The sequence below is a fragment of the Brevundimonas sp. genome (genome assembly GCF_044336875.1).
In the GTDB taxonomy this organism is placed as follows: domain Bacteria; phylum Pseudomonadota; class Alphaproteobacteria; order Caulobacterales; family Caulobacteraceae; genus Brevundimonas.
In genome coordinates this window covers 91,760-116,507 of the sequence record NZ_JBIIOP010000004.1, presented here as the reverse complement: position 1 = coordinate 116,507, position 24,748 = coordinate 91,760, and the positions used below count along the sequence as shown (strand labels likewise).

Below are 24,748 nucleotides of genomic sequence, written 5' to 3'. Positions count from 1 at the left end.
CCCGTAAGGTTGGTGCAAGCTGCCCGGCCTACGGATTTCAGGGTGTTTCGCGTGTGCGGTTCGGGTTGGGGCGGATGATCCAGGGAGGCGATACGGGGCTGCGACTGCGTCTGGACGCGCTCGAGGCCAAGGGGCTGCGATTGATCCTGGATCAGGCGCGTCGCCAGGCCGTGTCGCGGGCGCTGGTCTGGGCCGCGCCGGCCTCGGCCGTCGGCGGCCTGGCCTTCGCGATTTCCGCCCTGTTCGTACGCCCGTCGCCTGTCGTGGGTGCAGTCGCGATCTGCCTGCCGCCGATCATCGCCGGTTTCGTGATCTATCTCAGCGCCCGCAGGGCCCTGGTCGCCCACCGCAGCGCCGCCCTGGCCCGGATGGACCAGAGATTTCGCATCAAGGACCGGATTCTCACCGTCGACGAGTTTCTGCGGGTGGCGGATCGGTCTCCCTTTCAGATCGCCGCCCTCCAGGAGGCCTCGCCGTGGCTCGAGCGTGCGGCGATCGGGACGGTCGCTTCGACGCCGCCGCTGACGGTTCGACCGTCCCGGCTGTGGCTCTGGCCAGTGATCGCCCTGATGCTGTGCGCGTCGGCCTTCTTCATTCCGCGCCTCGGATCCGTTCCCGCGCCGATCGCATTCGAGGCGGATGAGGGGGCGAGCGTGGCGGTGGTATCGGGCGCTGCGCTCGAACCCGGCGCTTCGCCGTCGCCCCGTCTCGTTGAAGCGAACGCCGCGCGGGCCGTCGCCGCACGTAATGGCGGCCAGCCGGGACTGGCGGGCGAAGGGGAGGGCGTGTCGTCGATCCTGCGGCGGCTGACGTCCCTGCTGAGTCCAGATCGAGGGTCGGCCGGAGGGCCGCGCGCGTCCGGCAAGCCCGGAGCGGCCGGAGAGGCGGCGGCGGGCGGCGGCGAGAGCGCCGGGCGCGGCGCGCAGGGCGCCGCCGGACGCGGTGGTTCTCGCGGCGCGACGGCGGGGGAGCCCGAGGCGGGTCGTCCCGAAACCGATGACCGGACCCCGAGCGGCCAGATCGGAAACGAGGATCAGTCCGACACGGCCTCCGCGCCCGCCAGCAGCGGTCAGTCCGCCGGCGGCCGTCAGGACGCGCCTTCGGCCCGGCAGGCGGAACCACCCCAGTCCGGATCCAACAACAGCCAGAGCGGCGAGGGCCAGGAGCCCAGCGGGCGCAGCCGGCGCGGCGATCAGGGCCAGCAGGGCGGCGAACAGAGCGGCGGCCAGGGCGAATCCGGCCAGCGCAGCGGCGCCGACGCCGGCGCCAAGAAGGGACGGGGCGTGTCCAGCCTGCTGCTGGCCACGCCTATGCAGGATCGTCTGTCCGGCATGGTCAGCCCTGGCAGGACCAGCACCACGACCCGCGACGGCGCGCCCCAGGCCTTTCCCGTCACGCCCGGTCAGGCCGGCGACCGCGGCGCGGCGCAGGGCGAGGCGTCGCGCACGGCGCCGCGCGTGACCTCGGCCCAGGACCAGCGGCTGACGCGCGACTATTTCACCCGACGCAACGCGAGCGGAAACTGAGATGCTGTTCCGCAAGCGCGCTGCGGGCGCGCCCGCCGCGCCCGTCGACGATCTGGCCCAACCCTTGAGCTTCGAGGCTCTGTTTGACCCGGTCTTTTTGGCCGGGTTGAAGCCCTTTTCCCTGCGGATAGCACGCGCGCAGAAGGGCGGGCGTCTGGCCGAACAGCGCACCAATGCGCGGGGCCAGGGGTCTGAGTTCGCCGACTTCAAACCCTATGTCGCCGGCGACGATCTGCGCGCCATCGACTGGAACGTTTATCGCCGTCTGGGCAAGGTCTTCGTGCGGGTGTTCGAGGAAAGCCAGGACATGCCGGTCTATGTCCTGGTCGACCGGTCGCGCAGCCTCTACGTCGAGCGGCCGCCGCGCATCCACGCCGCCCAGCGCGCCGCCCTGGCCCTGTCGGCCGTGGCCCTGGACCAGCACGATTCCGTCGGCCTGTTTCCCTTCTCGGACACGATGGAGATCGAGTTCCGCGCCGTGTCCGGCAAGGCCGGGCTGGCGCGCGTGGCCCATAGTCTGGCCGGCTACGAGGCGAAGGGCGGCACCGGTCTGGCGGCGGCCCTGATGCATCTGGCGGGAATGCGCGTCCGCCAGGGTCTGGTGATCGTGATCTCGGACTTCTTCGACGAGGCGGGGATCGAGGCGGTGGTCAAGGGGCTGGAGCGGTTGCCGCACCGCCTGCTGCTGGTGCAGATCGTCAAGCCGCATGACGCCGATCCCGAACGCCATCCTGATCTGAACGGCGACGTGCTGATGGACGACGGCGAGGCGCCGGCGCCGGCCTCCCTGACTATCACCCCGGATCTGATCGCCCGGTACAAGGCGGCCTATGGCGTCTTCGACCGGACCCTGGTCGACTTCGCCCGGGCGCGCGGCGCGGGTCTGGCGCGGATCGACGCCGATGCGCCGGTCATGGAGCAACTGGCGGTCCTGTTCGAAGGCGGAGCGGTCCGGCTGTGAGTTTCGTGTCGCTTCCCCTCTGGGCCGTTCTGGCCGGCGCCGGCCTTCTTGCGGCCCTGCTGTTCGCGCTGCAGATCCTAAAGGCGCGCCAGAAGCGGGTGCGAATCGCCGCCGCCGGCCTGTGGGCCCAGGCGGCGCGCGTCGCGCCGTTGCGGGTGTTCCGCCAGAGGTTCCAGCGCTGGCTGGCCTATCTGCTGATCCTGGCCATCGCCCTGCTGCTGTGGACGGCGGGGGCGCGGCCGGAGCTGACGCCGGATCGCGATGCGGCGCGCCATGTCTTCTATCTGGACGCCTCGGCGGGGCTGACCGGACGCGACGACTTCCAGCGCGCCCGCCGCGCCCTGATCGCCGACGTGCGCGCGACCGAGCCGTCGCGCCGGGCCGTCTATCTAGGCGACGCGACGGGCACGCCCCTGCTGCGGCCCGGCGAGAACATCGCCCTGCTGACGCGACGTCTGGACGGGGTGGAGGCCCAGACCCGCCCGTCCGGCTTCGCCCGGTTCGTCGCGGCCGGTCCGGTCGATCCGATGGCGGTCCCGTCGCAGGGCGAGCGGACCGTCGTCCATTATTACGGCGCCTGGTCGTCCGGCGTGGCGGCGCGCCCGGCGACGGGAACCGATCTGGTCTGGGGCTATCTGGCCGAGCCGGTCACGGGCAATCGCGGCGTCGTGGCCCTGGGCGCGCGTCCGGCGGCCTCGGGCGCGGCGGATCGCGCCGATATTCTGGTTCAGGCCGTGGACGCGCGCGGCGCGGCCCTGTCGGCCGAGGCCCTGAGGTTCAGCCGCGACGGGCGCGACCTGTCGGTTCAGGCGAGCGTCCTGCCGGGCGGGGCGCTGATGATCCGGGACGTGGCGGCGGACGGAAGCCTGTTCGCGGTGCGGCTGGCGCGCGGCGACGACTTCCCCGCCGACGACCGGGCGGCGCTGAGATTGCCGTCGCGCGGCGTGCTGAAGGTGGCCCTGTCGGCCGGAACGCCCGCCGCCCTGCGGCAGGTGGTGCGGCTGGACGCGGGCCTGACCGAGGTCGCGGCCGATCAGGCCGATGTGGTGGTCCGTCGCGCCGGCGAGCGCTTCGGCGCTGGCCGGCCCGCCCTGGTCCTGACCGGGACCGACGGCCCGGCCTTCCGCCTGACCTATGGCCAGGCCGAGGACGCGCCCGATCTGGCGGCCGACGCCGAGACCCTGGGCCTGGCCGACCTGGACGCCGCCGCCCTGGCCCAACGGACCCATCGCGCCGTTTCGGTCGAGGCCGGGTCCGGTCCGCGTCGCAGCCTGTCGGTCTGGTCGGTCCTGTTCGACGACGGGCGCGGCTTCACTGCCTCGGCCGACTTCCCGGTCTTTGTGTCCCGCTCGCTGCGCTGGCTGTCCGATCCCGAGCCGTGGATCCCCTATGCGGCGGCGGGAACGACCCTGGTCGATCAGTCGGACCTGTATGGTCTGGCGGCGGACCGGCGCATCGCCGCGCGCGCCCTGAACGGCGACCTCCATCTGGGCGCGGCGGGCGAGACCCGGATCGGCGACCTGTCGACGACCGTCTCCCTGCTGGACCGGACCGTGACCCTGGATGCGGCCCGTCCGCGACCGGCGGACGTCGTGGTCGTGCCGGTGCGCGGTCCGGCCGTCGACCTGTTCTTCAGCCTGCTGGTCCTGTTGGCCGGCCTGTTGCTGCTGCTGGAATGGCGGCTGCATCAGCGCGGCGCCCTGGCCTGAGATCCCGATCGTGTCCCTGACCTTTCTTCATCCCGAGGCCGGCTGGCTTCTGCTGCTGCTCCCCGCCTTCTTCTGGCTGGGGCGCAAGGCCGCGCCGGTGCGGCTGGGGCTGCGGCTCGCCGTCTTTACGGCCCTGATCGCCGCCCTGGCCCAGCCCAGCCTGATCCATCCGGGACGCGGCGCGCCCCAGGTCTTCGTCGTCGATCAGGGCGACCGCCTGTCGCCCGCCGTGCGCGACCAGGTGCGCGAGGCCGTGACCGCCGCCGTCGCCCGTCGCCGGGCGGACGGCCCGGTCGTCGTGATCCAGCGCGGCGGCGAACCGCTGAAACTGAAGGCCGACCGTTTCGTCCGCCTGGGCGAGACCGGCGGCGACGGCTCCCTGACCCAGGCCCTGGGTCTGGCGCTGGATGTGTTCCCGCAAGGATCGCGCGGGCGCGTCACCCTGATCAGCGACGGGCTGAGCCCGGATCGCGACTGGGGCCGCACCGTCGAGGGCCTGCTGTCGCGCGGCGTCGCCGTCGATACGGTGGCCCTGGCGGCCGGGCGTCAGGACGCCTTCATCGCCCGCGTCGCGGCGCCGGTCGTCGGCGCCGGCGAACGGGCGTCGCTGCAGGTGCGGCTGGAAGGGGCGGGACAGGGGCTGACCCTGGCCGCCTTCGACGGCGAGCGTCGGATCGCCGCCGTCGGTCCGTTCGATCTGGACGGCGGCTTTGCGGTTCCCCTGTCTCTGCCCGGCGCGGCGGCGGGCTATCGTTCACTGCGTCTGGAGCTGTCGCGCGACGGCGCGGTGGTCAGCCGGTATCAGACGGAACTGGCGGTTCAGGATCCGCTGCGGCTGTTCTACGCCAACGGCCGTCAGGCCGGGGCGGGCGCCGCCCTGCAACGCCTGCTGGGCGACGGGGTGCGGGTCGAGGCGCGCGATCCCTCGACCCTCGGATCGGTCGATCTGGCCGCCTATCGCGCGGTCATGCTGGACGACGTGCCGGCCTCGGTCCTGCCGGCGACGACCCAGGCCCGCTTGCTCGATGCGGTGCGCGGCGGCGGTCTGGGGTTGGCGGTCTCGGGCGGGGATGCGGCCTTTGCACCGGGCGGCTATGCCGATACGCCGCTGGCGGCGGCCCTGCCGGTCGAGATCAAGCAGGACGAACTGACCGAGGACCCCAGCGTGGCCCTGGCGATCGTCATCGACACCTCCGGCTCGATGCTGGGCACGCCTCTGGATCTGGGCAAACAGGTCGCGCGTCTGGCCGTGCGCAAACTGACCCCGGCCGACAGCGTCGGCGTGGTCGAATTCTACGGCGGTCGTCAGTGGGTCGCCCCGATGCAGCCCGCCCGCGACATCCCCGAGGTCGAGCGCGCCATCGGCCGGGTCCAGGCTCAGGGCGGCAGCGAACACCTGTTCGGCGCCCTGCAGGAGGCCTACTACGGTCTGCAGAACACCCAGGCCCGCTATCGCCACATCCTGGTCATCTCGGACGCCGGGGTGAACGCGGACCGCTATCCGCAACTGATCCGCCACATCGCCGACGATCAGGTCAGCGTCTCGACCGTCCTGGTCGGGGGCAGCACCGAGGGCGAGGCGCGGATGGCCCAGTGGGCGCGTCTGGGACGTGGCCGCTTCTATGTGGTCAATGACGAGTTCAACCTGGTCGAGATCAATCTGAAACAGCCGCAGCAGAAGCCCGAGCCGGGCGTGAAGCGCGGCGGCTTCGCCCTGGCCGCCTCGGCGCCGGCCTATGGCTGGAGCGATCTGGCCGCGCCGCCGCCGGCCCTGGACGGCTATGCCCAGGCGGGCGTGCGGCCGCTGGCCGACACCCTGTTGCGGACGGGGACCGGCGATCCGGTCCTGGCCAGCTGGCAGTGGGGCGCGGGCAGGGTGACCGCCCTGATGACCGAGCCGGTGGGCGCGGGCACGCAGAGCTGGCGCAACTGGTCCGGCTATGGCGACTGGCTGCGGCGGCTGATCGCGCGCACGGCGGATGCGCGCCCCGATTGGGACGTGCGTCTGGGCCGGGCCGGCGGACAGGTCTCGGTCGTGGTCCAACGGGTGCGCGGCGCCGGAGACGACGCGCCGACCCTGCGGCTGCTGGGCCAGGACGGCGGCGCCGGCCGCGATCTGACGCCGGTCGAGCGCGCCCCCGGTCTGTTCACGGTCGCCGTCGATGTCGCGCCCGGCCGACCGGTGCGTCTGGAGGTCCGCGACGCCGACGGCGTGACGCGCGCCGCCCTGCCGGCCTTTGCGGGCGGCGATCTGAACCGTCCCCTGTCTGAGGCCGACGCCCTGCCGCTGGACCAGCTGTCGCGTCTGACCGGAGGCGAGGCGCTCGACACGGTCGCCGCGCTTGCGTCCCGACCGGCCGTCAGGGGCGGGGAGGCGGCGGCGCTGGACCTGTGGGGCTGGCTCTGCTGGCTGGCCCTGTCCCTGTATCTGGCCGAAATCGTCTATCGTCGCTGGCCGCCCCGGCGGACCGTCGCGGGAGCCTGACCGATGAACCTCCGCTCCCGATCCCTGTTCCTGGCCCTGGGTCTGAGCCTGGGCGGCGTCGCGCCGACGACAGTGCTGGCCGCCCCCCAGGTAGAAGCGTCCGGCGCCCGTGTCCCGACCACCATAGAGCCCGGTCTGCTGGGCGCGGACCGGCTGGATTTCGCAGCGGCCGATCGTCTGTACGCCCGCGCCGTGCTGGCCGATGATCTGGCTGGCGTCATGGCGCGTCTGGACGCCCTGACGGCCTCGCCGGACCAGGCCGCCGCTTGCCGCGCCGCCGTGCTGAAGGCCGTGCTGCAATGGCGCGACGGTCAGGCCGAGGCGGCGGGCGATACGGTGGCGGCCGCGCTGGCCCAGTGCGAGACGACCGACGCCCTGCTGCTGCGGGCGCGCCTGCTCGACGTCCAGGGCCAGGCCGGCGCCGCGACGGGCTTTTACGAACGCGCCCGGGCCAAGTCCGGGGATGCAGCCGAACGGAGCATGATCGACCGCAGGCTGGCGGTGATCGGCGTGACCGGTCGTCGTCCCGACGCTCTGAAGGACCTGGCTGAGGCCGGGCCCGAGGCGGCCAATCGCGCGGCGGCCGTGCTGGGGCTGCTGGGACGGTCCGACGACGCCCTGGCCCTGTATCGGCCCTCGGTGCAGGGCTATGCGGTGGCGATCCGGCAGGCGGACTGGGCGATCACGGCGGGCGACCGGGCGGTCGCCTCCGCCGCCGTCTGGCGCGCCTTCTCGGCGGCGACGACGCCCGAGGACCGGCTCTACGCCCTGGCCCTGCTGGTCGAGGCCTATCGGACGCAGGACGATCTGGCCGGGGCGGAAGCCGATCTGGCCTCGCGCCCGCGCGGGCCGGAGGTGGACCAGACCCGTCTCGACGTCATGCTGGAACTGGGCCGCTATGACGCGGCGGTCGCCTTCGTTCAGTCAAGCGGCGGGGCGGCCCTGCGCGAACGACTGCTCGGCGTGCTGCGCGCCGCCGGCCGCACCGACGAGGTCGAGGCGGAATACGCCCGGCTGATCCGCGCCCAGCCGGCCGAGGTGCGCTGGTCGAACGATCTCGCCGCTTTCCATCTGCAGCGTGGCGATACAGACGGGGCGGTTCAGGTCTATCGCGCCTTTTTCGCCGCCAACCGCGACCGGCCCGAGGCCCAGATCGAGGCGGCGCGCCGGATGATCGCCATGGGCTTGGGCGACCAGGCCCGCGCCCTGCTGGGCGACGCCGGCGCCCGGCCCGAATTGGCCGTGGCCGTGCGACGCTTCGAGGTCGAGATCGCCATCGACCAGGGCCGCGACGCCGAGGCCGACGCCGGACTGAAGGCCCTGCGGGCTCTGCGGCCGAACGACGTGACGACCCAGCTCGCCGTGGCCGAGGACTATGAGCGTCTGGGTCGTCAGGATCAGGCGCTGGATACGCTGCTGTCGATCGAGCGGGCGGGCGGCGTGCTGGACGACGACCAGCAGGCTCATATCGCCGAACTGGCCTATGCCGCCGGACGGCCCGAAGAGGCGCTGGACCGCTGGCGCACACTGTGGGCCCGGACCCAGCTGCCGGCGCGCAAGACCTATCTGCAGCGGCTGATCATCCGCGCGGCCCAGAGGCTGAACCGTCTGGACGTCATCGGCGACGAGCTGGAACAGCGGATCGTCGCCGGCACCGCCGACCAGGGCGAGGTCAATCTGCTGGTCGAGATCCGTATCGCCCAGCAGGACGGCCCCGGCGCCGAACGTGCGGTGCGGACCTATGCCGAGCGGTCGAGCGCGGGAGAGGTGCGGACGCTGGAGCAACTGGCCTCGGTCCAGGCGCGGATGCGCAACTATACGGCCCTGAACCAGACCCTGGGGCGTCTGGCCGATATCGACCCGGCCAATGCTGAAGCCTATCTGCGCCGCCTGATCATCAACATCCTGCGCTTCCCCGATCCGGCCGAGAGCGAGGCTGCGCGCAACGCCCGGATCGACGCGTTTCTGACGCGGATCCAGTCCGCCGGACGGCTGGACGGCGCCGACGCCGCGCGGTTCGCCGCCTCGATCTACACCTCGGGCTATCGTCTGGACGAGGCCCTGGTCCAGCACCGGCGCGCCCTGGCCCTGGCGCCGAACGATGTCGACGCCCTGCTGGAATATACGGCAGCCCAGAAGGCGCGGGGCGACGTCGCCCAGGCCGCGACCCTGCTGCAGTACAAGGCCGAGACGGCGACGGACGAGGCGAGTTTCGTCGCCGCCGTGAACGGTCTGCTCGACACCCTGGCGTCCGGCGGCGATGGCAGTTCGCCCGTGCCGGCGGACCTAGTGCAGGCGCGTCTCGGCTGGGCCCGACGCGCGGCGCTCGAGCGGATCCTGACCTATGGCGACGACGTGCGCCTGTCGTCCCTAGTCGGGGACGTCAGCCAGGATCGCGGCGATTTCGACACCCAGTTGCGCGCGCTCCAGTCCTCGCTCGCCGTGGCGGGGGACCAGAAGCCGGCGGTGCTGCGCCAGCTGATCGCCCTGACCTCGCCCAGCGAGAGCGGATCCGGCGATGCGGCGCGCAAGGTCGTCTACGGTCGTCGTCTGGTCGCCATGCGCAAACCCTATCCGCCCGAGGTCTATGCCGACCTGGCCCGCGCCTTCCTGGAACAGGGCGACGTGGCCGGCGCCGAACGCGCCTTCGCCCTGATGGGCGACATGGGCGGGCTGGTGAATGTCGAGGGGCTGCGCGGCGAGGCCTATGCCGCCGTCGGCCGCAACGGCGACGCCCTGGCCAGCTATCGGCTGGCCCTGCTGCAGGATCAGGACAATCTGGATCTGCTGTCGCGGACGGCGGAGCTGATGGAGGCCGAAGGTCAGGGCGACGAGGCGAGCGGCCTCTACTGGAAGGCCCTGAACCTGCTGATCCAGCGCCAGCCGCCGCGGCTGGTGGGCGATGCGCCGCCCAATCTGGATGCGGCCCAGTATGGACCGACCGTGATCGAAGGCCTGTTGCTGACCTGGCCGAAGGCGAACGACGCCGACCGGCTGGCCAGCTGGCGCGCGACCTTCGACGCCGCCCAGGCCTCGGCCCAGGCGCCTGACCAGGCGGACGGGGATGGGCCGAAGCTGGCCGATGCGCCGCGTCTGGCCCTGGCCGTGACGGTCAACCGGCGCCTGGCCGCCGCCCTGGACAGGCCCGCCTTGGCCCAGGCCGAGGCGCCGCTGCAGGCGATCTACGGCGGCGATCCGGCGTATCGACGCGCGCTCGCCGGCTATCAGGCCGATCCAGCGGCGGCCCAGGTCCGCGACCAGACCCGTGACCGGCCCCTCGACGACCTGCGTCGTCAGGTCGCCCGGAGCGAGGAGTTCGAACTGGATCTGGTCCTGGCCTTCGAGGCGCAGGATCGTGAACGCATCCGCGCCATGACCGCCCAGGCCATCGCCGAAGACGCGCCCTGGCGCGCGGCGCGCGAACGCGGCAATGAGGGCGCCCAGCCCGAGGGCCTGATCGTTCTGCTTATGAAGGCTGCGGACTTCGGTTCGCCAGCCGTGCTGCGCGACGACATCCTGCCGCCGCTGCTGGCCTCCGGGTTCAGCGACGCGGTCTTCTTCGATCTGTACCGGATCGACCCCGAACGTCTCGGCCGGTTCGAGACGGCGGCCGGGCGGCGGCTGATCGACGACGAGAGCCTGATCCGCTTCCTGGTCACGCGCGGCGGGGACCCCATGCCGACCGGCGGGGCGGCGTCGCGCCGACGCGGCGGCCCGAGTCCGCTTCAGCAGATGGCGGCGCGGTTCGACGAGGACCGGCTGGTCGGCTTCTACGAGGCCCTGGTCGAGCGGATGGAACAGGCCGGCGAGGTTTCGGGATTGCAGGAGGCCATCGCCGCCTATCTGCTGGATCGTCCGCTTTCGCCGGCGCGGCGCGAGCGTCTGCAGACGGTGCTGATCCGCGACATCAGCGGCGATCGTCCCAATGCGGACAACAGCGTGACGACCTTCACCGGCCTGCTGCTGCGGCTGGATGCGCCTCAGGAGAACCGGCCCGTCCTGCTTCAGGCGGCCCGTGCGGCCGCCGTGCGTTATCCGGACGGCGCGCGCCTGCCGGAGGTGCTGAGCGCCTGGTTCGCCGGAGACCGCGCCGCAAGCTTCGAGGCCCTGACCGCCCTGATCGAACAGGCGGACGCCCAGAACAACATCGGGCTGCAGACCCTGCTGCGCACCCGTTTCGCCGCCGAACGGCAGGCGGCCTTCGACGCCTTCCTGGCCCGGCCCTCGGCCACGCGCGAGGAGACCGCGCGGTTCCAGCGGCGCTTCCTGGGCGGGGCCTTGAACCAGACCGCGGTCGATCCGGCCGTGCTGGCCGCCTATCGCCGACTGGTCGCCTTCGAGCCTGGCAATACGGCCTATGTGGCGGCGCTGATGACGCTGCAGGCTCGCTCGGGCGACTTCACCGCCTTGGTCGAGACCGCGCGGCCCTATGTCGAGGGCCATGTCGAGGACCAGGAAGCGGCCACGGTTCTGGGGCTGGCCTATCGTCTGACCGGCGACGAGGCTGCGGCGACGCGGGTGGCGCAAGCCTCGAGCGTGGATTTGGACGACGCCGACTGGATCAGCCAGTTGGCCACGCGCGCGTCACAGCCGCGTTCGGGCGCGGGCGACATGCTCGGCGCCTTCGGCCCGGCCTGGGACGCCTACCAGAACCGTTTCCCGGACGCCCCGGCCGTGCGCGCCCTGGCCCGGCCGGAACAGGAATGGTCTCCGGTCGAAAACACGGGGAGTCGTCCACTGGACCGCCTAATCACAGGGCCGGAGGGGGCGGATGCGGCGCACGACATCCTGCGCGGCCTGTGGCGGGACACCGTGTCTCGCGGTCGTGAGGACGGGGATACGGCCGCACGCCAGGCCCTGATCGACTCCCTGGCCGATCCGGTGGCCGCCCAGTACGATTCTCGGGTCGCCGAGGCGCTGGTGCGTCGGTCGGACCTCACTGCGGAACTGGAAGCGGAACTCGCCGTCCTGTCGCCTCAGGCCCAGGGTCGGCAGATGCGGCTCTACGCCCAGGTCGCCCGAGGGCTTCTGGCCCAGGGCGCTGGAGCCTCGCGTCGCACGGAACTGGAGGCGGAACTCGGAGGCGACCTCATGTCGGTTCACGACCTGTCCCTCTATCTGGCCCTGGTCAACGAGGGTCCGGCATCGCTCGACGCTGCAACGCTCGAAAACGTGCAACAGCAGTTACGGGCCACGCCGTCTCCGTCGGCGGGTCTGCGACTGGCGGCGGCGCGTGCGGCGGCGCGGGCCGGCGATCTCGAGGCGACGGAAGGTCTGCTGCAGGCAGCCTTGCTGCAGGCCCTCTATCCGTCGCCGTCGACCTATCTGGAGCCCGGCGATCCGCCGTTGGCGCCAGCCGCCTTTGTCGACGTGCTGTCGTCGCTGCCGGATCCTTCTGACAGGCGTCAGGCCTATGACGCCTTGCAGGCGGTCCTGGAGCGCCAGTCCGAGCGGGCGTCGATCTCCCGCTTCGGAGACTTGCCGCCCCTGCCGCAGACCGGGACGCCGTAAGGGCCGTTTCGCCGGGGGACGCATCGGTCTAGGCTGCAAGCGGCGCCGACAGGCGAGGAGGACGGTTTGGGCTTCAATCTAAGGACCCTGCATCGGTCGATGTTCGGCCAGATGGCCCTCATCACCATTCTGTTCGTCGGGTTCGGGGTCTATTTCTTCACCATTCGTCCGCTGCTGTCGGTCGAGCCCAGCGGCGTGGCGGATCCTCTGGATCGGACGGCGACGCGCGCGTCCGAGGCGCTCAGCCGCTTCGCCTTCGCTGAACGGGAAAAGCCCGGGTCGGGCGGCGATCTGGCCGCGGATCCGGCGCTGCGCGACATCCGCGTCCATAATCCGGACTTCCGCTATTTCGTGCGGGTCAACGGTCGGGACTATCGGCAGGGGGACGGGACGCCCTTCTTCATCAGCCTGGCCTTCGATCGACTGGAGCGCCAGAATTTGTCGGCGACCTATCCCGACCTGTGCGTGAACACGGCGCGCAACGACATCGGCGGAAGCGGGAAGAGCTTCCTGGCCTATGCCGATTGCGGCGGTCAGCGCAGCTATTACGAATATGCCGGGATCCAGCACGCGACCACCAGCGCGGCGGCCAGTTCGGCCCAACTCTACGGCAAGTTCATCTGGAGCTACGGCGGGCTGTTCCTGTTCACCGTCGGGGCCGCCTTCGTCGTCTTCGCCGTCATCCTGCTGGTCAATATGTGGCGGATCAGGCGGGTGGCCGCCATGGCGCGCGATCTGGATCCCGACGATCTTCAGGGCCTCTTTCCCGAGCGAGGCCTGCCGCTGGAGGTGACGCCCCTGGTCACCGCCCTGAACCAGATGATCGTGCGGGTCGACGAGGCGCAGCGACGCCAGCGCTTCTTCCTGTCGGCGGCGGCGCATGAGATGCGAACCCCCCTGACCGTCCTGCGCACCCGACTGGAGATCATGGACGACGGGCGGCTGAAGGATAAGCTGATCTCGGACGTGCGCCGTCTGACCGATCTGGCCAACAAGCTGCTGACCCTGATGACCATCGGCGAGGCGGAAGAGGCGATGCGCGAGACCGATCTGGTCACGGTGACGGGGCGGGTCGTCGGCGAACGCGAAACGGTGGCGCGTCGGCGCGGCCTGGACCTGGTGTTCGAGCGCGAGGTGACGCGGCACGTCGTCTGGGCCGACCCTGGCCTGGTCGAGACCGCCATCGGCAATGTCATCGACAACGCCCTGTCCTTTTCCGCCGAGGGACAGAGGGTGACGGTTCGCCTCGACAAGGCCGGCTGGGTCCGGGTGCGTGACCACGGACCGGGCATTCCGCCCGAACAGATCAAGGACCTGTTCGAGCCCTTCACTCGTTTTTCCACCGGTCGGTCGGGCTATGGGCTGGGGCTGGCCATAGTGAAGGCCGTGATCGATCGGCACGAAGGGCTGGTCGAGGTCACGGCCCCGCCCGGCGGGGGCGCCGAGGTCGCGCTGCGGTTCGAGCCCTTGTCGGATGCCATGCTTCAGGGGTGAGCGGGGCGCCAGCTTCCGATCAGCTTGCCTCGTTAGGCTGGGACAAGAATCCGGAGCCAGCCCATGTTCGCCGCCGCCCTGTCCGCCCTGTCCCTTGCCGTCCAGGCGGCGCCCGCTGCCGCGCCCGCATCGGATACGGCCACGGTCGCAGCCGCAGACGCAGACGTCCGGGCCGTCGTCCATACGCCCCTGTATCGCGATACGCGTGGCCGGCCGACCATCGACACTCGGTTCAACGGCCAGCCGCCGGTCAGGATGGTCGTCGACACGGCGGCCCAGATGAGTCTTGTCGGTCAGCCCCTGATTCAGGAACTGGGTCTGCCGGGACTGGGCGAGGGGATGACGGTCAACGGCGTCGCCGGACAGACCCAGGCGGAACTCTATGGCGTGGACCGGTTCGCCACCGATCTGTTCGATGTTGAAGGGGTGGCCCTGCTGGCCATGCCCAACGCCAATGTGACCGAGGCGCGCGGCATCGTCGGCATGGAGATGTTCTCGCAGGGACGGTTGGAGTTCGACCTGACCGCCAATCGTCTGACCCTGGGCCCGTCGGCTCGGCCGGACGGCTTCGTTGCGGTGCAGGGCCGGCTGAATGAGGCGGGGCTGTTGACGGTGCCGGTCGAGATAGACGGGGTCGCCTTCGACGCCCTGGTCGATACGGGAGCGGGCGTATCCGTCGCCTCTGGCGGCGCTCTGCGCGCGCTGGGCTGGTCAGACGACGATCCGCGTCTGAAAGCCGCCGGCACGATCCGGGGCGCCACCCAGCATCAGACGGCGATCCGTTCAGGACGGGTGGGACGGATAAAGCTTGGGCCGGTCAACTTCCGCGACATCGACCTCATCTTCGCTGACGCGCCGGCGACCGCAGAGACGCCGATCGCTTCATCGGAAGAGGCCGCCGGGCGCCCCAGCCTGATTCTCGGGTCGGACCTGCTGAATGCACTACAGGCGTATGCGATCGATTTTTCGCAGGGACAGCTGCAAATCCGAGTGCCGACGGCAAACTAGGCGCCGGTCGGTCGACCAGGCCTGTCGCGTGAAGCCCCGCCGCAGCGCCGCCACTTTGCCCTCAGGTCCGCGCCCATTCTTCGATGACATGGCGCGAGAGGATTTCCAGACGTCGCTCCACGGTCATTTCCCCAGGGGGCAGATTGAGGATCAGGTGGTGCACGCCCGCCGATCGCATCCGGTGCAGTTCTTCGACCAGCGCCCTGGCGCCAGCACGTAGGCCCAGCGGAACGGGCTCGGCCGGTGCGTCTGCATCGGGTGACAGGTCCACGCCCATGGCTACGGTGAAACTGCGGAAACGGTCGGGCGCGTGACGCTCCACCGCGCGCCTCCAGAGGGCGTGGCGATCCCGTTGCACCTCGGGCGGTCGATGATAGGTCGCCCAGCCCTGGGCGTTGCGGGCGATCCACTCTAGGGTCTGGCCGCTGGAGCCGATCGCGATCAGCGGCATCTCGGTCAGGGGAGGCGGGCGGAGCGCATAGGCCACCTCGGGATCGCCCTCGCCATCAAGACGCTGGGGATGGGCGAGAGCCGACGCGAGCCGGGCCCAGTGGTCGCGGAACCTCTCGCGGCCCTGGTCGCGAGGAACGTCGAAGGCGGCGAACTCCTCGGGCCGGTCGCCAGACCCGAGGCCGAGAACGAAACGACCGCCGGAAAGCCGATCAAGCGAAACGGCGGCCTTGGCGACATGGAGCGGGTGGCGCAGCGTCAGGACCGTGGCGGCCGTGCCCAGGGCGATCGTCCGGGTCTTCGCGGTGAGCGCGCCCAACATGACGAAGGGATCCGGATGTCCGAAGTCTTCCGGGTACCAGTCGCCGTTCAGGGGAACGTCGCGGACCCACAGGGCGTCGAAACCGGCGGCCTCCGCCAGACCGGCGATCTCGACCTGACGCCTGAGATCGACTTCACCGGAGGCGACGGTTCGCAAGGGCAGTGCGAGACCGAGGCTCATTTGATCCGGCCGGAACAGCCGGGCGGCGATCGACGAGTTTTGAACCATTGGCGGAATGTCTCGAACGACGGCGGGCACGGGTCTGGAGGCGTTTCGCCGTCCATATGGGGTTCGCGCGCCCGCGCCGCCGCCCGCAGGACGAATAATACGATGCGCCGGATGTCAGTCGGTGGCGTCGATCGACTGAAGGACAGCGTCGGCGCGTTTTTCAGGTCGTATGTAGATGGAGGTCAACTGGGCATGGGCCGTCTTGAGCTCGGCCTCGATCGCCTCAATCACCGTCTCGGCCTGACCCAGGGTCAGTGTATCTTCGAAGTCGGCGCTGACGGCGACGAAGACGGCGTCGGGCGCCGTGTGGATGGTGCGGACGTGATTGACGCTGGTGATCTCCGGGCGGGCCGCGATGCGGTCGCGGATGTCGGCGATCAGGACGGGATCGGCGCTCTCGCCGATGAGCAACCCCTTGGCCTCGCGGGCCAGCAACAGCGCGACGACACCCAGGATCAAGCCGATGAGGATCGAGGCCAGGCCATCTATGCGAGGGTCGCCAAGGGCGTGGCTGGCGAACACGCCCAAGGCGGCGACAGCCAGCCCGAGGAGGGCGGCGCTGTCCTCGAACAGGACGATGAAGCCGGCGGGATCTTTGGATCGCCGGATGGCGCGCCACCAACTTGCGCCGTGACGCTTGGTGTCGAATTCACGCACGGCGATGATCCAGGATCCGCCTTCCAGAAGCGCGGCGACGGCCAGAACCACATAGTTGATCGTCGGATCGCGCAACGGCTCCGGGTCGCGAAGATGCATCCAGCCTTCATAGACCGACACTCCGGCCCCCACGGCGAAGATCAGGATGGCGACGACGAAGGCCCAGAAATACAGCTCGCGGCCATAACCGAAGGGATGGACCGCGTCGGCGGGACGCTTGGCCCTGTGCTGGCCATAGAGGAGCAGGACCTGGTTGCCGCTGTCGACGAGGGAGTGGACGCCTTCGGTCAGCATCGACGATGACCCGCTGATCCCCGCCGCGACGAACTTGGCGACCGCGATCCCGAGGTTGGCGAACAGGGCGGCGAACAGGACGATGTTCGCCCGGATGGGCGAGGGGGAAGGCGTCGTCGCAGCGTCTGTCATCTGGGAATCCTGCGCCCAGCCGGCCGAGGTTGCAGCCGACGATGGAGCGAAAAAGAGAACGGCCTTGAAGCGAACCACAGCGCTCGGGGCGTGGGTGGAATGATACGGCCGCGCTGCGGTTCCGGCCGTCGTGGCGGCAAGGTCCGGTCGGGCCGATACTGCGCCGAACGGATCAGGCTTGTGGCTTTCCGATCTGTCCGACGACGCTCGGGGCCGACGGCCGGCGTCTGATCGTTTGAGGCGTCAGCCCTCAGTCGGACGGCGCTCGCACGTAGATCGGGTTGGAATAGATCCACACTATGTCGCTCTTCGCCTGAGGAAGGCTGCGTTTCGGGGCGACGATCTCGACCCGATAGACGCCGGGTCGGGCGTCTTCGTAGTCCAGGCGGCTCGCGCCCGGCGGGCTTGTCGCCACGGCCTGGCCGTTACGGATCAAACGGATGACAGCCTCCAGGGCGCGTGTCGCTTCGGGCGCGTCGACCCTGAACCGCCTGACCGGCCCCGCCGTCACCTCGTCGCCCATCTGCGCGTCGACAGTCGCGTCGGCCTTCAATGCCGAAAATCGAAACCCTCTGCCCACCCCGATATCGTCGAGCGACACATAGATACGCCCGGCTCGAATGCTCGACAGCACCAGCGCACGGTCATGCGTCAACCGCCCGGTAAACGGCTCCTGGGTGAGGATGTGGTTGCGCGCCAGGTGCATGATGTCGGCGGCGGGCGGGAAGGGCAGGCGCAGGCTGTTGGTCACCTCTACCGCCTGATGGATATCCGGCGCATAGACGCCGACCATGCGGCGGCGCGGCGTGATTTCATCCCACAGCGTCAGCGTCGCTTGGGGCCGCGTGGCCAGCCGCATGTAGGCGGATCGCCCGACGTGAGCTTGGGGCCGGTCCCCGGGGGCAAGGATCCGGGGGCGGATCCTTGCTTCTCAGCCAAGCCGATCTTCAACGACCCGGTCGGCTGGGGCGACGGCTCGACCTAGACGGAATCGCTCGTCGGACGCGATAGGGCGGCCCGCTTCCGTTGGCCGCCGCCGACACGTCCTGCAGGTGGATTCCCGGCACGGCCGTACGGCCTGGAGATGCGACGCACAGGCAAGGCGACGCCGCCGGCCAGTTCCAGACCCAGGGCGCGGAGCCAGACCGCGATCTCCTCGATCAGTCCGTCGTCATGGACGGCGTTCGTCAGGCGCGTCTCCTGATCGACCAGGCTCAGCACCGGTCGCGCCGCCGCGCGTTGAAAACAGGTCTGCGCGCCTCGCGTGGAATAGGCCGCCAGAATATGATCAGTTTGGACGGAATGGGCGGGAAGAGGTTCTCGGCAAACATCATTAGGGCCACGCCCGCCACGCCGGTCAGGGTCAGAATCTGTACGATGATGTCGAACATGCGTGACGCCGGATTCGTGGGAGACGGCTCGGCCTAGGCCTGGGTACTTACGCCTTGTCTGACGGGCGCATTAATTCGGTACGCAGCGAACGGCGGATGTGCAGCGGGACAACCGAATGTTCGGCCAGTTCGCCGCGTAACCAAAGGGCGCGCAGGGCGTTACGGCTCAGCCAAACATGTGATGAGAACAATGAACCTACACGGCGCCGGCGGGTCTACGCAGCAGGCGCGATTTGGAATCGACGGTCTGGACGACGTTCTGGCCGGCGGTCTGGAGCGGGACCGCGTCTATCTGCTGGAAGGCGCGCCGGGTACGGGCAAGACGACGGCCGCGATGAGCTTCCTGCTGGAAGGCGCGCGCGAGGGCGAGGCTGGACTTTACATCACTCTTTCGGAGACCGAGGACGAGTTGCGTGGGACGGCGACGTCGCACGGCTGGTCTTTGGACGGCGTAGACATCTTCGAGCTGGTGCCGCCTGAGAGCCTGCTGGACGAGCAGCAGCAGCAAAGCCTGCTGTATTCGTCGGACCTGGAACTGGGCGAAACGACACGGATGATCTTCGAATCCGTCGAGGCGAGGCGGCCGCGACGCGTCGTGATCGACAGCCTCTCTGAAATCCGGCTGCTCGCCCAGAGCTCGCTGCGCTATCGTCGGCAGGTCCTGGCGTTGAAACACTATTTCGCCAAGCACGGCGCAACTGTGCTGCTGCTTGACGACCTCACCACGGACATCAACGACAAGACTGTGCACAGCGTCGCCCACGGGGTCATCCAGTTGCAGGAACTGGCGCCCGAGTACGGGGCCGAACGCCGTCGGGTTCGGGTCATAAAATATCGCGGTCGCCGGTTCCGTGGCGGCTATCATGACTTCACCATCAAGACGGGCGGCCTGGACGTCTATCCGCGCATCGTGGCCTCGGAACATCGCACCGGGTTCGAGCGCAGTCTGATGTCCAGCGGCGTCGACGAACTGGACGCCCTGCTGGGCGGGGGTATCGAACGGGGATCGAGCGCTCTGGTCCTGGGGCCTGCGGGTACCGGTAAGTCGCTGTTCGCGATCAATTTCGCCGTCTCCGCCGTTGCGCGGGGCGAGCGCGCGGCCCTGTTCATCTTCGACGAGGAACTGGGGCTGCTCTATGATCGGATGAAGAAGCTGGGCATCGACCTGGAGGCGATGCAGGCGGACGACGCCCTGGTCGTGGAACAGATTGACGCGGCCGAGCTGTCGCCGGGAGAATTCTCGTCGCGAGTCCGTCGCTGCGTGACGGAGCAGAAGATCCAGACCGTCGTGATCGACAGTCTGAACGGCTATCAGGCGGCCATGCCGCAGGAGCAGTTCCTGGTGCTGCATATCCATGAACTGCTGCAGTATCTGAACCGCCAGGGCGCCTCGACCTTCCTGACCGTCGCCCAGCACGGTCTGGTCGGAGAAATGAAGGCCCCGGTCGACATCACCTATCTGGCGGACACTGTGGTGCTGCTGCGCTATTTCGAGGCCTTGGGACACGTGCGACGGGCCGTTTCGGTGATCAAGAAGCGTTCTGGCGAGCACGAGAAGACCATTCGAGAGTTCACCATCGGGGCCACGGGTCTGACCCTCGGTGAACCGTTGAGCGGCTTTCAGGGCGTGCTTCGCGGCGTGCCCAACTTCGTCGGCCAGGGCAGTGGTCTGCTCGGCGAAGCCTCAGCATGAGCGACGGCGGCGCCCTATCGCAGAGAGCCCTCATCCTGGCGCCTTCGGGGCGCGACGCCGTCATCGCAGCGACGATATTGATAGAGGCTGGCGTGCCGGCCCTGGCGTGCCGGGACCTGCCCGACCTGCTGCTTCGTATCGGCGAGGGGGCGGGCATGGCCGTGGTCGTCGACGAGGCGATGCGGCATAGCGACGTCTCGCCCCTGGCCCACTGGATCGAGGGACAACCCTCCTGGTGCGATTTTCCCTTCCTGTTGCTCACTCAGCGGGGAGGCAGCGTCGAACGTAATCCTTTCGCCAGGCGGCTGTCCGAGACCCTGGGGAATGTCAGCTTCCTCGAACGGCCCTTTCATCCCACGACCCTGGTCAGCGCCGTGAAGACGGCTTTACGTGGGCGCAGCCGGCAATACGAAGCGCGCGAGCGGATCGAGGAGATCCGCCGCGGGGAGGCGCTGCTGGAACGGCGGGTGACCGAACGCACGGCCGAACTTGAGGCGGCCAACCGCCAGCTCGCCGCCCAGATCGTCGAGCGGGAGAAGATCGAGACGGCGTTGCGCCAGGCCCAGCGGCTGGAGGCTGTCGGCCAGCTGACGTCGGGCGTGGCCCACGACTTCAACAATCTGCTGACTGTCGTGCTCGGCAATGTCGAGCAGATGAAGAAGCAGGAGACGGACGTCCGCAAGCAGCGCCGGCTGTCGATGATGGAGGAGGCGTCGCGTCGGGGCGCGCGGCTGACCGCCCAGATGCTGGCCTTCTCGCGTCGCCAGAAGCTGGAGCCGCGCTCAGTCGACCTCAACGACACCGTGCGGAGCATGCGGGACCTGCTCCAGAGCACGATCGGCGGCAGCGTCCTGATCCGCGAGCCGGAACTGGCCGACGCGCTGTGGCCCGCGATGATCGATCCGACGCAGATCGAGCTGGTGATCCTGAACCTGGCCATCAATGCGCGGGACGCCATGGACGTCGGCGGCACGCTGCTGATCCGCACCGAGAACGTCGAGACCGGCGCGCCGCTTTCGGCCGAGGATCCACCGGCCGGGAGGTTCGTCATGGTCTCGGTCACCGACAACGGCTCGGGCATGACGGACGAGGTGTTGGCCCGGGCGTTCGAGCCCTTCTTCACCACCAAGGACGTGGGCAAGGGGTCCGGCCTGGGGCTCAGTCAGGTCTTCGGTCTGGCCAAACAGTCGGGTGGCGGCGTCAAGATCGAGACCAGGGTCGGGGTCGGCACCACGATCAAGATGTTCCTGCCGCTGGCCGAGGCGCCGCCGGTCGTGGATCTGAGCGCCGACTTCCGGCTTCCCCAAGCCCACGCCGCAAATGTGGTGATCCTGGTGGTCGACGACGACGACGCCGTACGCGAGGTCACCTTGGGTTACCTGCAGGACCTCGGATACGCCGTACTCGAGGCCGGCAGCGGCGGGGCGGCGCTGGAGATCTTCGAACTCCGCAAGGATATCGAGGCGGTCATCCTGGACTTCGCCATGCCGGGCATGAACGGCGCAAATCTCGCTCGCGAGATGCAGGCGCGCCGCCCCAAGGTGCCGATCCTGTTCGCGACCGGATATGCAGATGCGGAAGCGCTAGCAGCCGCGCCGGAAGAGCGCGTCATCCGCAAGCCGTTCGAACAGGTCGAACTGGCCGAGAAACTGGCCAACGCCTTCTTCCACGTGAGCTGACGCGGCCATCCCGACCTTGATCGATACGCCGACGTCCAGGCCCAACCTGACCGGCCGTTCCGCCGGCCTTTGAATCCACCACCGTTCCGCTGGCTTCCGAACCGGCGATGACGATCTGACGGATCTGTCGCCTGATCGTTCAATCGCGGTGGTATGGTCCAAGACCGGCGCGTGTGAGCTGGCCAGTCTGTCGCTGTCGATTACGGGCGCGGCCGCACCGCGTGATCCCTCATCGGAACCAGTGCAATGACGGCTTTCGTATCCGACTCCTCCCCCGCGTTCCCGCTTCAGGCCTCCAGGCGCGGCCTTCTGGCCGGCGGCGCGGCGCTAGGACTCTCCTCCCTCGTTCCATCCCTGGCCTCGGCGGCGTCTTCGCCCGCCGCGGTCTTCCCAACCGGAGACGACACCATGTCTTACGTCACCACCTCGGACGGCGTTGAAATCTTCTACAAGGACTGGGGGCCCAAGGACGCCCAGCCCATCGTCTTCCATCACGGCTGGCCGTTGAGTTCGGACGACTGGGACGCCCAGATGATGTTCTTCCTGCTGAACGGCTATCGCGTCATCGCCCACGACCGACGTGGTCATGGGCGGTCGACCCAGGTGTCCGACGGCCACGACATGGACCATTACGCCGCCGACGTCGCGGCGGTGACCGAACATCTGAACCTGCGCAACGCCGTCCACATCGGCCATTCGACCGGCGGGGGCGAGGTCGCCCACTATGTCGCGCGTCACGCCGACCGGGTGGCCAAGGCCGTCCTGGTCAGCGCCGTGCCGCCGCTGATGCTGAAGACCGCCGCAAACCCGGGCGGCCTGCCGATCGAGGTGTTCGACGGCTTCCGCGCCAGCCTGGCCGCCAACCGGGCCGAATTCTATCTCGCCGTCGCCTCGGGACCGTTCTACGGCTTCAATCGTCCGGGCGTGACGACGATGCAGGCAGTGGTCGACAACTGGTGGCGTCAGGGCATGATCGGCGGCGCCAAGGCCCACTACGACGGCATCAAGGCCTTCTCGGAAACCGACTTCACCGACGACCTCAAGGCCATTCAGGTCCCGACCCTGGTCATGCACGGCGACGACGACCAGATCGTTCCCTATGCCGACGCCGGCCCGCTGTCGGCCGCCCTGCTGAAGAACGGCACGCTTAAGACCTACGCCGGCTATCCGCACGGCATGCTGACGACCCACGCCGATGTCCTGAACCCCGATCTGCTGGCCTTCATCAAGTCCTGAGCTTCGCGCCTGACGACGCCGCCCCGCAGCGATGCGGGGCGGCGTTTCGTTGTCCGGCCAGAACCTAGAGGTTGGTCCGCGCCAGTTCGATCACTTCGTCGCCCCGGCCGCTCATGATCGCCTTCAGCATGAACAGGCTGAAGCCCTTGGCCTGTTCGGCCTTGATCCTGGGGGGGATGACCAGTTCCTGGCTTGCAGTCACCACATCGACCAGGGCCGGGCCGGGATGGGCCAGGGCCTGGGTCAGGGCGTCCTCCAGCAGATCCGACTCTTCCACCCGGAAAGCCTTGATCCCCATGGCCGTGGCCATGGCGGCGAAGTCGGGGTTCTGCAGGTCCGTTCCGGTGTCGAGGAAGCCGGCCGCCTTCATCTCCATGGCGACGAAGCCCAGCGCCCCATTGTTGAACACCACCAGCTTCAGCGGCAGGCCCAGCTGGGTCAGGCTGATGAAGTCGCCCATCATCATGGTGAAGCCGCCGTCGCCCGACAGGGATATGACCTGCCGTCCAGGGGCGGCCGCCTGGGCGCCGATGCCCTGCAGCATGGCGTTGGCCATGGAGCCGTGGTTGAACGACCCCAGCAGGCGGCGGCGGCCGTTCATCTCCAGATAGCGAGCGGCCCAGACGGTCGGGGTGCCGACATCGGCGGTGAAGACGGCGTCGTCGGCCGCCAGCCGGCTGAGGGTCTTGGCCAGATACTGCGGATGGATCGGCCGTCCCTTGGGGGCGGGGCGGGCCAGGTCGTCCAATCCCTTGCGCGCGTCTCCATAGTGTTTTCGGGCGGCCTCGAGAAAGCGTGACGGCCGTCCCGATCTCAGGTGCGGCAGCAGGGCGCCGACCGTCTCGGCGACATCGCCGACCACGCCCTGCGCCAGATGGGCGCGCTTGCCCAGGGCCGTCGGATCGCGGTCGATCTGGATGATCTTCGCGTTCGTCGGATAGAAGTTGCGATACGGGAAGTCGGTCCCCAGCATGACCAGGGCGTCGCAGGCCATCATGGCGTGATAGCCGGACGAGAAGCCGATCAGCCCGGTCATGCCGACGTCATAGGGACTGTCCCATTCGACGTGTTCCTTGCCGCGCAGGGCATGGACGACCGGCGCCTGCAGCGCCTCGGCGAGGGCCAGGACCTGATCATGGGCTCCGGCGCAGCCGCTGCCCGCCAGTATCGTGATCTTGCCGGCGTCGTTGAGAAATTCGGCGGCGCGCGCCACGTCCGCAGGGTTGGGATTGATGCGCGGTCGCCCCGGCGGGCTCCAGTCTGGGGACGCGCCGTCCGGCGCCTTGGCCAGGGCCACGTCGCCGGGCAGGACAATGACCGCGACCCCGCCCTTGCCGACGGCGGTGGTCAGGGCGCGGGCCAGAACGCCGGGGATCTGGGCCGGATTGGACACCAGTTCGCAGAAGTCGCTGCATTCCCGGAACAGCTCCTGCGGATGGGTCTCTTGGAAATAGCCCAGGCCGATCTCGGAGGAAGGGATGTGTGCGGCGATGGCCAGGACCGGGACCCGGTTGCGGTGACAGTCGAACAGGCCGTTGATCAGATGCAGATTGCCGGGCCCGCAACTGCCGGCGCAGACGGCCAGTTCGCCCGTCACCGCAGCCTCGGCTCCGGCGGCGAAGGCGGCCGTCTCCTCGTGGCGCACATGCATCCAGTCGATGTCGCCGAACCGTCTGAGACTGTCGTTGAGGCCGTTCAGGCTGTCGCCGGTGACGCCCCAGATCCGGCGTACGCCGGCGTGGGACAGGGTCCTGGCGATCAGGTCAGCAACGGTCATCGACATCGGGCCACTCCGCTTGAACATCTCCGTCGATGTCGACGGATGGACGGTTCAGGTCTTGAACGAATACGCGCAATCCGGATCGGACGTTCAATGGCGGCGTTCGTCGAGACGCGCCCATTTAGCAATTGGTCCAGCCGGCGCCTCTATTGCGACCCCTGGCCGTATGTGGGAAAGGCCTCGCGCGGTTTG

Annotated in this window: 16 protein-coding genes; 10 read left to right on the top strand and 6 right to left on the bottom strand. The window is 69.3% G+C overall.

All coding sequences use genetic code 11. The annotated features are described in order from the left end of the window. Positions 1-74 precede the first annotated feature (74 nt). The 7 genes from ACIQ1T_RS07485 (at position 75) to ACIQ1T_RS07455 (ending at position 14,694) form a co-directional block, all read left to right on the top strand. Entirely contained in the window at positions 75-1,526 is a 1,452-nt protein-coding gene (locus ACIQ1T_RS07485) for a hypothetical protein (protein WP_395943907.1), read from the top strand. 1 nt (position 1,527) lies between these two features. Continuing rightward, positions 1,528-2,487 (top strand): DUF58 domain-containing protein, encoded by a 960-nt coding sequence (locus ACIQ1T_RS07480; protein ID WP_395943906.1) that lies wholly within the window; start codon positions 1,528-1,530, stop codon positions 2,485-2,487. 5 nt (positions 2,488-2,492) lie between these two features. Beyond that, a complete protein-coding gene (locus ACIQ1T_RS07475) occupies positions 2,493-4,196 on the top strand; it encodes a hypothetical protein (protein ID WP_395943905.1) in 1,704 nt (567 codons plus the stop codon). Positions 4,197-4,206: 10 nt separating this feature from the next. Next, positions 4,207-6,681, top strand: coding sequence for a VWA domain-containing protein (locus tag ACIQ1T_RS07470; protein WP_395943904.1), 2,475 nt, complete (start codon positions 4,207-4,209; stop codon positions 6,679-6,681). A gap of 3 nt (positions 6,682-6,684) precedes the next feature. Continuing rightward, positions 6,685-12,192: a hypothetical protein gene (locus tag ACIQ1T_RS07465; protein WP_395943903.1), complete on the top strand. Its 5,508-nt coding sequence runs from the start codon at positions 6,685-6,687 to the stop codon at positions 12,190-12,192. 66 nt (positions 12,193-12,258) lie between these two features. Then, complete coding sequence (locus ACIQ1T_RS07460) at positions 12,259-13,686, top strand: sensor histidine kinase (protein WP_395943902.1); 1,428 nt, start codon at positions 12,259-12,261, stop codon at positions 13,684-13,686. 63 nt (positions 13,687-13,749) lie between these two features. Further along, positions 13,750-14,694, top strand: coding sequence for an aspartyl protease family protein (locus ACIQ1T_RS07455; RefSeq protein ID WP_395943901.1), 945 nt, complete (start codon positions 13,750-13,752; stop codon positions 14,692-14,694). A gap of 61 nt (positions 14,695-14,755) precedes the next feature. Here the strand turns inward: ACIQ1T_RS07455 and ACIQ1T_RS07450 are convergent, their stop codons facing one another. The 5 genes from ACIQ1T_RS07450 to ACIQ1T_RS07430 all read right to left on the bottom strand — a co-directional run bounded on the left by ACIQ1T_RS07450 (position 14,756) and on the right by ACIQ1T_RS07430 (position 18,168). Then, entirely contained in the window at positions 14,756-15,694 is a 939-nt protein-coding gene (locus ACIQ1T_RS07450) for a TIGR03571 family LLM class oxidoreductase (RefSeq protein ID WP_395943900.1), read from the bottom strand. A 114-nt stretch (positions 15,695-15,808) separates the two neighbouring features. Beyond that, a complete protein-coding gene (locus tag ACIQ1T_RS07445) occupies positions 15,809-16,777 on the bottom strand; it encodes a cation diffusion facilitator family transporter (protein ID WP_395943899.1) in 969 nt (322 codons plus the stop codon). Positions 16,778-17,027: 250 nt separating this feature from the next. Then, positions 17,028-17,636, bottom strand: coding sequence for a hypothetical protein (locus ACIQ1T_RS07440; RefSeq protein ID WP_395943898.1), 609 nt, complete (start codon positions 17,634-17,636; stop codon positions 17,028-17,030). A 122-nt stretch (positions 17,637-17,758) separates the two neighbouring features. Next, positions 17,759-17,998, bottom strand: a complete 240-nt coding sequence (locus ACIQ1T_RS07435) for a hypothetical protein (RefSeq protein WP_395943897.1) — start codon at positions 17,996-17,998, stop codon at positions 17,759-17,761. Then, positions 17,992-18,168, bottom strand: a complete 177-nt coding sequence (locus tag ACIQ1T_RS07430) for a hypothetical protein (RefSeq protein WP_395943896.1) — start codon at positions 18,166-18,168, stop codon at positions 17,992-17,994. Before ACIQ1T_RS07430 ends, ACIQ1T_RS07435 begins: the two co-directional genes overlap by 7 nt. A 190-nt stretch (positions 18,169-18,358) precedes the next feature. Here ACIQ1T_RS07430 and ACIQ1T_RS07425 point away from each other — a divergent pair, with 190 nt between their 5' ends. From ACIQ1T_RS07425 to ACIQ1T_RS07415, 3 genes are all read left to right on the top strand, one after another. Continuing rightward, complete coding sequence (locus tag ACIQ1T_RS07425; RefSeq protein WP_395943895.1) at positions 18,359-19,861, top strand: ATPase domain-containing protein; 1,503 nt, start codon at positions 18,359-18,361, stop codon at positions 19,859-19,861. Continuing rightward, positions 19,858-21,540, top strand: a complete 1,683-nt coding sequence (locus ACIQ1T_RS07420) for a response regulator (protein ID WP_395943894.1) — start codon at positions 19,858-19,860, stop codon at positions 21,538-21,540. The genes ACIQ1T_RS07425 and ACIQ1T_RS07420 overlap by 4 nt, the downstream gene beginning before the upstream one ends. Before the next feature lie 408 nt (positions 21,541-21,948). After that, a complete protein-coding gene (locus ACIQ1T_RS07415) occupies positions 21,949-22,776 on the top strand; it encodes an alpha/beta fold hydrolase (protein WP_395943893.1) in 828 nt (275 codons plus the stop codon). Positions 22,777-22,840: 64 nt separating this feature from the next. Here the strand turns inward: ACIQ1T_RS07415 and poxB are convergent, their stop codons facing one another. Then, positions 22,841-24,559 carry a ubiquinone-dependent pyruvate dehydrogenase gene (gene poxB, locus ACIQ1T_RS07410; protein ID WP_395943892.1) on the bottom strand — a complete coding sequence of 573 codons (1,719 nt, stop codon included), beginning with the start codon at positions 24,557-24,559 and terminating at the stop codon, positions 22,841-22,843. Between the last annotated feature and the right edge of the window lie 189 nt (positions 24,560-24,748).